Below are 7092 nucleotides of genomic sequence, written 5' to 3'. Positions count from 1 at the left end.
GTCACATTCCGCCCCCGGCCCCTTCGCCGCCTGGAAGCTCCCGGTAGCCGCAACAGGTTCGCCTATCCGTACTCAGTGCCATGCACGGGAAGCAACATGCGGGGTTCGTTAACACGCTGCGGTCGGAAAATGATCTCGCAAAAACCGCGTCATCTAGAGGCGCTCCAAGTGGAAGTTTTGCCTTCGCAACCATGGCGGCTGGTCTGAATTGGGGGAGTCAGCGGAAAGGCAGTTTCCCCAGCCCGGTGCCTAAAACCGGACGGACCGCTATCGGCCCAGTTCGTGTCTTTCATCATTTGTTTTTGTAGAGGGTCAAAAGAGACCACCGCACCTATCTCATAGCGCGGCTGTAGCGCACTGACCAAACAGTTCGCTGTTTGAGTCTCTTAATCTAGCCACGGCCGTAAGCGATCCCATGCAATTTCCGCCAACCTTCGCGAGCGTTGACGCACAAATTCCCCGTCCCAGTCGGACGGACATTCGACGAGCGGAATCAACAATCTCGCGTGGGTTGCTTCGGCGAGGATCGCTTCCGATCTTTCGGGCAAGTCATACCCCAACTTTCTGGCTTCTTCGCGCGCGGCCTCGAAGGCTTCGGGCGTTCGCGATGCCAAGGCGCGGTAGCTTGCCATCTTTTTCGGTTGGGGATGATTTGACACCACGATGTTGTGGTCGCGATGCAGCAGCGTGAGGTTGCCCAGAGTCTGGAACAGCTCTCGCTCGTCGTAGAGGTCAGCGGGCCAGTCAGTGCTAGCCCCTTGCTGTGGAGCAATGTGCTCGACCTGCATGGGCGAAAGCAGGTTCCACGCGTCCAGCGTCAGGGTTGGATGAACACCTTTCCTGCCTGACACGACCAAACCCGGATTCTTGAGGTCGGGTTCTACGTCGTGCGCCGAAGCTATCAGAAGGAATTTCGCAACCTCGGTTGCGTGCTTGGCTAGCAGGCTCGTTTCGACTTTACCGGACCAGCTCCCTTTCTCCGAAATGCCGGCCTTTTCCAGCGCATCGCACAGGACGCGTTTGTAAAGTGCGATGTCGAGCGCGCTCTTGCGTTTGGTGGATGGGTTTCCTGAGAAGGGCCGTGCCGCAAGGGCAGCCTGCCCGTCGCCGGAAAGCATGACATCGCGATACACCGCATCGATGCCCGACGTCGTGCCGAATGCTCCGCGCCAGATCGCAGTGAAGGCAGCGCTCGCCTTGATTGCATCGGCAAAGGCCACCGATTTCTGAAGGCGCTCTTCCGGATCGGCGGATAATGCGGCCCCGAAAAATCTGCTGAGCGGTGGAATCGTGACCGTATGCTTAAGTCCGCGCAGAAACTCGAACGCGACCTTCGCCGGCTCGTCGATGTTCGAGAGGCCGCCGAAGCTGGGATTAAGGGTTTCTGCAGGATCCCACGAAGTCGACATGAGATCGGACACATCGCCCAAACGCTTTACGAAGCCCCGCCGGAATTCCGTCCGGGTCTTGTCGTCCGGATCGCCGTATTGTGCGCGCAAGTAACGCCGTTGCTCGTTGAGCTTCTTACCCAGCTTCTGGCCCGTTTCTGCGAGCGCGAAAGCGACAAGAAGTTCGGAGGTCGTGCGCTGCAGCTTGCTCGCGTCCTTGGCGTAGCGATCGACGTATTTCTCGGTCCGCAGCATGTCCGCGTGCGAAGGGGTGGATTGATAATCCTCTAGCCCTTCCGCGTCGATCACCCGGGGCCGAAAGGTTTCGAAGGCGGTGAGCGGTTCGCCGGTCGTATTGAGAGCCTCGAACATATCGAAAGCGTCATCTTCGCCTTCGCTTTCGACAACTGTGAAGGCCATTCGCCTTTGCAAATAGTGAGCAAAAATGATCGCGGCAAAGGCAAGCCGGAAACGCTTGCCCGTGGTCGTCTCGTCATCCTTGCGGAGCCTTTCGGCGACTTCGGATGGGACTTCGAAACCAAAGAGTGCTTCGCCGAAGCCCGCTTTGAGCGCGTGCTCGATCAGGCTGGGCATCTCCTCCTGCGGTTGCACGAGGTCGCGAAGGCGTTTGTTCATATGCCGGAAGACGGCGGCCACATTCTTGTGCGTCGAAGCTTTTTCGCCATCGGGCTCGCTCGGACGAAACTGCTTGGCCTCGGTCTCCTCGTTCTCGATATGCTTGAGGTAGTCCCAAATCAGGCGGGCGATCGCGCTCGAATACCGGGCTTCCGGTTTTGAAGACCACACATCGTCGAAGGATCTGATGAGACGTGGATAGTACCTGTTGAGCGCCTTTCCGCTGCGTTTGTCGAGAATGAAACAATCGCGAAGTTCCGCCATCATCTTCTGAATTTCTTCAAGCAGCCAGGCGCTGCCTTCTTCGTCATCCTTCTCGACCGAGGGCAGGCAGGTCGCCAGAAGATTGTGAATTGAGACAAAGAGCAGAATGAACGTCGAGATGCGCTGCTGGCCATCGATGATCGTCATCACCGGCCGTGGCATCTCGTTCCGGAAATGCGGCTTCACGGTCACATACTGGGTGTCGTGGATCGCGATGATCGTACCGAGGAAGCTGATCGTTTCCTCGCGCTCAGGGAGCAGGCTCAGGCCGTGAAGCGCATCCTCGAACAGTCGATTGACGTTTTCTTTATCCCACCGATATTCCCGTTGATATGCGGGAATGTAGCAACCCTGCCCCGGGACCTGCAGGAATTGTAAGACGCTTCTTGGATTTGCCCGAAAGGCCTTTTCTACATCGATGGTCAAGAGACCCTACCCCCAGCGGTTGTATCCATGTGCTTTGATTACCTAGCGATATTTCGGCTGGTAAGAAAAGCATGCTCGGGCAAGAGGCAACAGAATTGTGATATAAAAATTCTCGGACCCGGGACACTCCGAGGCATATACTGGGTGCGGGTTCGCGCCTTCGTTGAGCAGAAAGCTGGCGGCTGGCTATTTGTGGCAGACGAGGCAGCCGCTCTCCTCGTCGGCCAGCATCTGTTCCACCGTCTCATCGGTGATCCGTGCTCGCAGCGGATTTGGCATTCTGCGAGCGAGCGCCTGTGCCTTGCGCTCTTCATGATTACGCTCGATCTCGGAAACCCGCTCCGGCCGCGCCAGTTCTTCGAGACTTTCGTTCTGGGTCCAGGTGAACGGCGAACCGTGCTCGATGGCTGATTTTTCGTAGCGCTTGGCTTCCTCGAAGGCGTCCGGGTGCTCGCGCATCAGCCGCACCCATTCGATTTTCTGCTGGTAAAAGCAGAATGTGCAACCGCTGCGAGAGCGCCAGCGGTAATAGTCCGGCAGGCCGAGTCCGGAGTTTTCCAGCAGGCCGATGACCGATGCCTTGTCAAGACCGGCCTCCCTCAATGGGAAATGGACGTGCATGTTGGGGTGGGTTGCGATCATCCCCGAACGGCTCGGTTCGTCGGCGCGGATCGCGACATAGGAATGCACCTCCACGCCTGCGTCGAGATGCGGTTTGAGCCACTTCTGGAATGGCTGAATTTTCAACTGCCGGGTGCACCAGCGTGTCCGCGGGGAAGGCAGAAAATGGCCGTATTCGGCTAGCCAGAAATCGAAGTCCCGACCAGGGTTGAGCATTTCAATGGGCTTGCCAAGGAAGCCCTCAAGGCGGCCGAGATAATCGTAGACCTCGGGTAGCTCCTTGCCGGTGTCGGTGAAGAAATACCGCACATCGATGTCCGGGCGGTGATCGCGCATCCAGACCGCGAGGGCAGCGCTGTCTCGTCCACCGGACAGACCCAGAACATGCATCGCCTCGCCGGTCACGCTTCCTTCTCCGCGCTGATGGGCACAGTGACATCGCGCTCGCCGTCATCCTCGATATAACGCTGTGCGAGCTCCGCGATCACGGCGAGCACCATATCGGGCTCGAGCTGTGCGGCGTCGAGCGTCTTGCCGATCTCGTCGAGGAGTGGCCCGAGGCGCTTCTGCGCCTCGGTTGCAATCTGTGCTCTGCGGACGACGCTTCGTTCGGTCGACCCGACACCCGCCATCACCATCACCGCGGTCTGGGTCGGTTGCTGGTCGCTGTCGCCGAACAGTTCCACGCGGCGGAACCGGTAGGCGTATTCCGACAGCTGCATCCCCGCCCGACTCGGCTCGAGATCGTGCCACGTCGTCACCGGCTTACCCATCACGAGACCGCAAATTTCCGCCATGCTTTCCGTCGACCCATCGAACTCGGCCAGCCTCGTGATGAAGCCTCGAAGCTTGAGGTCGTCCCCCCCGTGACCCGCTATTCGCTTGGCTCGTTCCACCAACTCGGAGAGATTTCCTGCATCGCGGTGTTTCAGGCCCTCCAGCATCCGGGTTTTCAGATCCTCGATCATGTCTGGGTAAGCGTGATCAAGTTCGCTCAGGACCGTGCGCAGCGCAGGTGCGGTGCCTTCGCCCGAAGCCTCGAGCGCTTCGGGGATGTCGACGAAGAGGAGCTGGTAGGGATCGTCCGCATCTAGCAACAAGCGACGCACATCGATTGCTTGCTTGGAGAGCGTGGCTTGCGCCTTGCGCGACCAGTTGGGAAGGCTGTACGCAAACTGCACGAGCGCCTGTGCTATCTCGAGCGGCTCCTCCGACGGCGCCTCTTCGACGAATTCGCTCGCGACGGCTGCAAACTCCTTCAGCGCGACCGCATTCGCGGCATCGGTCGGAACCGATCTCAGCGCAATATGGTCGGGGTCCTGCAGCAGAAGATCCATGACCAGATCGGATATTGCCGGCTGGAAGGCCTCTTTCGCATAGATCGCAGTGCTGTGACGGCGCGAGAAAAGATAGGTCACGAGCAATAGGGGCATCACGCCTTGCTGCACGCCGTAAGGCGGCTCGCCCCAAGCCCGGTAGATGTCGGCAACACCAACCTGCTCGCCGGCTTCGAGCAGGCCATCGGTTAGCGACCAGAGAGGGGCGAACGTGCTGGTTTCGCCGGGCGGAACGAAGTCCCACCGCTCGCCTTGCCGGACATAGAGACCCGCGCGTTCCAGAACGGTAACCGCTAGGCCCTTCTCGGCCGGATAGCCCTTGATCCCGAAGTGCTGCTCGCCGCGGCCCACTACAATAGCATGCAACAGGGCTCGCAACGCCGCATTGGAATTGCTCGAAGGCCGCCGACGATTGATGAGTTCGGAATGCACGATCGGAGCCTGCCGGAAAGTCCGCCGGGCGATATCGCTTGCTGCTTGCGACAGGCCATAGGAAAGCGACTGCAAATCGAGCGGCTTACCAGTGTCGAACCAGTGCGCGCGCTCGAAACCCTCTCTCAGGAGACCTTCCAGCTGCGCGGACAAATGGGCAATGCGGGCATCGATCTCGCGCCTGGCGGCTGCATCTCCGGCCAGTTCGGGGCTTTCGTTGCGCACGTCTCGCGCGGCTTCGAGCTCGATCGCTGTTTTGCGAATGTCCGCACTGTTCGATGCAAGACCAACAATTACGGGCAGACCGTGCCGATGCTCCGTGCGCGAGACTTCGATCAGACTCGCCTCCGCTTGGCCGGGATCGACGTCGATCCCAGGCAGAAGCAGCAGGAACTTGCCAGCAGCCCCGGCGCTAACCCGAACGTCTTTCGGACCAAGCCCTTGCGGCGCCAGTTCGCCGATTTGTGCGTCGAACCAGCGCGGCGTGCCATATTCGGCGTAATGCCGCTTGGCCAGAATCGGCTGCAGCGAGGCGAGATCGTTCAGAGACGCTATCTCGAGCCGCCCGCGTTCGGCGATGCGGGCCTCGATTTCGCCCTCAATGTCGAAATCGCTGCCGGCATAGATTGCATAGGCGCCGAGATGGCGACGGTAGACCAGCGCCGAAATCTTCACGAGATCGGCAAGCTGCTCTTCGACGTCCGCATCGGAATGACCGAGGCTTGCCGCAATCGTCCGGGATGAGGCTGCCAGACCCGATCCATTGCTGAACAGATCGATGACCGCCACGGTCTTCGCGATCTGCAAGCGCAGGTGGGTGCCGTCGCGGCCCGCCCTCGCTATGGCCTCTGCGGCCTGTGCCCATCGATGGCCGTCGGGCGAAGCCATGATCGCAGGCTCCAGATTGACCTGCAGATAATCCCAAAGTTCTGCCGGTCCGAAGGTTCTTCCCGAGGCGAGTGTCGTGCGCTGAAGGAATTCGGTGAAGCCGCTGGGTTCCGCCGAGGCAAGAAAACCGAACAGGCTGCGTTCGTTCTGGCTGAAGCGCCGCCGGGTGATCGGCCCGAGCAGCGCTGCCGCCGCAGGGTTGAGAGGCCAGCAATCGTCGAGCCTTTCCGCAAGATCCTTGGGCACACCTGGTCGCCGTTCGGCAATCTCGCTGGCAACAATAGCGGCAATTTGATGCGACTGAGGGTGCGAACGCTCTGTCGTGACGGCACGACCGACCAATTCGATGACCTCGTCGACCGCCGTAATGATCGGGACATCCGCAAAGCGGCCCTGAACCTTGCGCCATTCGTCCTGGACGCTTTGCCCGAGGCGATCCGCATAGCGCTCGAAAGCCTGGTGCAGCACGCCCACAACGATAAGTCTTCCCTCGCTGCGATTGGCGGCCTCTGCGAGATCCTGGAAGAAATGGATGTCGACGGCGTGATCGGCAGCACCTTCCAGATATTTGCCCAGTTCGTCGACAATGACGAGAACCCCGCCCTTGGGACGCGCTTCAACCTCGCGTTGCAGCCGCTCGACGATATCGCGCCCGTCAGCGGCTTCCATCCTGGACCGCTTGGTCCGAGCGTGGCCCGGCTCGCCAGCGATTGCGGATGCGACCGCTTCGCGCAGGTCCCCCACCGGGTTGCCCCGCCGACCGCTCACCGGCACGCAGAGCCAGTCTTTGGGCGCACGCCCGAAAACGGCGGTTACTTCGGGCACATCGCCAAGGAGTTGTTTCGCTTCTTTGAAGGCAGGTCCGCGCCCGAGCGAGTAGGAGGCAAGCGCAAGCGCGAGGCTCGACTTGCCGCCGCCGTAAGGGCCCGTCCAGGTGAACGCGCCCTGGCCGTTTGTCGCGAGGCGGAGCGTGGTGGTCAACGCATCGCGCGCCGATCCTTGAAGTACATAGCCGGAGAGGGGATCGGCCTGGCCAAAATCGGCATCGATCCTGATCGATCTTTGGTAGCGCGGGGCGACCGAAACATGGTCTGAGAGAT

General features: G+C 60.2%; 4 protein-coding genes. 1 reads left to right on the top strand and 3 read right to left on the bottom strand.

All coding sequences use genetic code 11. The features are described from left to right. Window positions 1-386: 386 nt before the first annotated feature. From A3736_RS05815 to A3736_RS17005, 3 genes are all read right to left on the bottom strand, one after another. Window positions 387-2714: a DUF262 domain-containing protein gene (locus A3736_RS05815; protein ID WP_067680342.1), complete on the bottom strand. Its 2328-nt coding sequence runs from the start codon at window positions 2712-2714 to the stop codon at window positions 387-389. 186 nt (window positions 2715-2900) lie between these two features. Further along, on the bottom strand, window positions 2901-3740 hold the full coding sequence (locus A3736_RS05810) for a phosphoadenosine phosphosulfate reductase family protein (protein WP_082836103.1): 840 nt from the start codon (window positions 3738-3740) through the stop codon (window positions 2901-2903). After that, complete coding sequence (locus A3736_RS17005) at window positions 3737-6334, bottom strand: hypothetical protein (protein WP_233999251.1); 2598 nt, start codon at window positions 6332-6334, stop codon at window positions 3737-3739. Before A3736_RS17005 ends, A3736_RS05810 begins: the two co-directional genes overlap by 4 nt. On the opposite strand from A3736_RS17005, the gene A3736_RS17000 reads away from it, so the two are divergent. Further along, window positions 6299-7087 carry a hypothetical protein gene (locus A3736_RS17000; protein WP_233999250.1) on the top strand — a complete coding sequence of 263 codons (789 nt, stop codon included), beginning with the start codon at window positions 6299-6301 and terminating at the stop codon, window positions 7085-7087. The two genes, A3736_RS17005 and A3736_RS17000, sit on opposite strands and share 36 nt — an antisense overlap. Window positions 7088-7092 lie beyond the last annotated feature (5 nt).

It is taken from the genome of Erythrobacter sp. HI0063 (genome assembly GCF_001635685.1).
GTDB lineage: Bacteria > Pseudomonadota > Alphaproteobacteria > Sphingomonadales > Sphingomonadaceae > Qipengyuania.
Note: the sequence above shows the minus strand (reverse complement) of the source record. Positions and strands in the feature narration are given on the sequence as shown.